Source organism: Methylomonas rivi (genome assembly GCF_024505165.1).
GTDB lineage: Bacteria > Pseudomonadota > Gammaproteobacteria > Methylococcales > Methylomonadaceae > Methylomonas > Methylomonas rivi.
Genome location: NZ_JANIBK010000315.1, coordinates 1 through 1,252, shown reverse-complemented (window position 1 = coordinate 1,252; position 1,252 = coordinate 1). Strand labels below are relative to the sequence as shown.

The window sequence follows — 1,252 nt, the reverse complement described above, 5'->3', positions numbered from 1 at the left end:
AGGAAGCGGCCGCGCAATGCCATTTCCTCCTGCTGGCGGCGCACGGCGCGCATGCCGGCGTTGGCCTCGGAGATCGTCGCCTTGAGCGCCACGATTTGCGCCAGCGGAGAAAGGTACTTGCCGCCGCCGCTTTCGACGGAGACCACGGTAGCGCTATCCATGCGGCGCAATTCGGGATAAGCCTCCAGCAGTTTTTGCATGTCGGCGATACGCTGGTTGCTCTGGTCGATGGCGAACTGCTGCCGAATCAGCTCGATGGCCGTTTCGTCGCGCTTTTGCGCCACGGTTTGCCGCTGCTCCCGCAAATAGGTCGTCAGCCTGTGGCGGATCATGGCTTGGCGGATGTGGTTAGCCATGGCCTCGAAACGTTGCGCGGCGGCGCTTTCATCGCTTGCCGTTATAGAAATTTCCAGGCCCAGGGTGTCCGTTTTCTTCGGTTCGGCGTTGGGACTTTCCTTGACATCGTCGCGGCGGAGCGCGGTTTTATACTGGATGCGGGATTCCCAGAACGCCGGCGTCAAAAAACTTTTCTCCAGCGTTTGCCTTTCCCGGTCTTTCAGCCCGGCCACGGCGGAGAGCGAAGCCTGAACCAAAGCCTTGTCCGTCAGCAGCGGCGAGAAAGTGCGCCATTCGTTCAAACTCAGTTGCGGAGTGTCCAGAATCGCGGTGACGGCGTAAACGGGCCGAAACGAAACCCAGGCCGCGGCCGCCAGGGCCGAGAAAAAGGCGGCGGGGAACAGCGCGCGCGCAAAGCCGCGATAGAACGCCAGCATTTTCAGGACCGCTTCGCGCAGGGATATTTCGTCCGAGTAATACGTTGCGGAAGCAACGGAAGATTTCGTGTGCATGAATAATTGAACCGAACAAATGATTTGTCGCTTAAATCAGGCCGGCGGGCCGGAAAAATTTTTCCGCCGGGTCATCCCTAGGTAAAGGGCCAGTCCCAATCCGGCTTCCGTCATGATCGTCGCCCAGGCGGCCCCTCGTATGCCGTGCGCGGGAACCAGGGCGAAATTGAGCGAGATGTTCAGGAGCGCCGAGAAACAGGCGGCCCAAGCATAGCACCTTTCTCGATTTGTCGCGATGGCGAGCTGGGTGAGAACGGCGTTAGGCACGATGAAGGCCAAACCGAGAAACAGCCAGCCGGCCGCTTCGGCGGATGCTTCGGAATAGGCGGCGCCGAAAAACAGCCGCACCGCGGCGGGGGCCGCATAGTAGCCGCCGCCGGCCAGCAGAATGCCCATGCCCAGCG

At 60.9% G+C, this 1,252-nt stretch carries 2 protein-coding genes; both read right to left on the bottom strand.

Annotated elements, in window-relative coordinates:
• The coding region (locus tag NP596_RS21425) for a hypothetical protein (protein ID WP_256617411.1) at positions 1-848 on the bottom strand (848 nt) is incomplete at its 3' end.
• Positions 849-884: 36 nt separating this feature from the next.
• The coding region (locus NP596_RS21420; RefSeq protein ID WP_256617410.1) for a polysaccharide biosynthesis C-terminal domain-containing protein at positions 885-1,252 on the bottom strand (368 nt) is incomplete at its 5' end.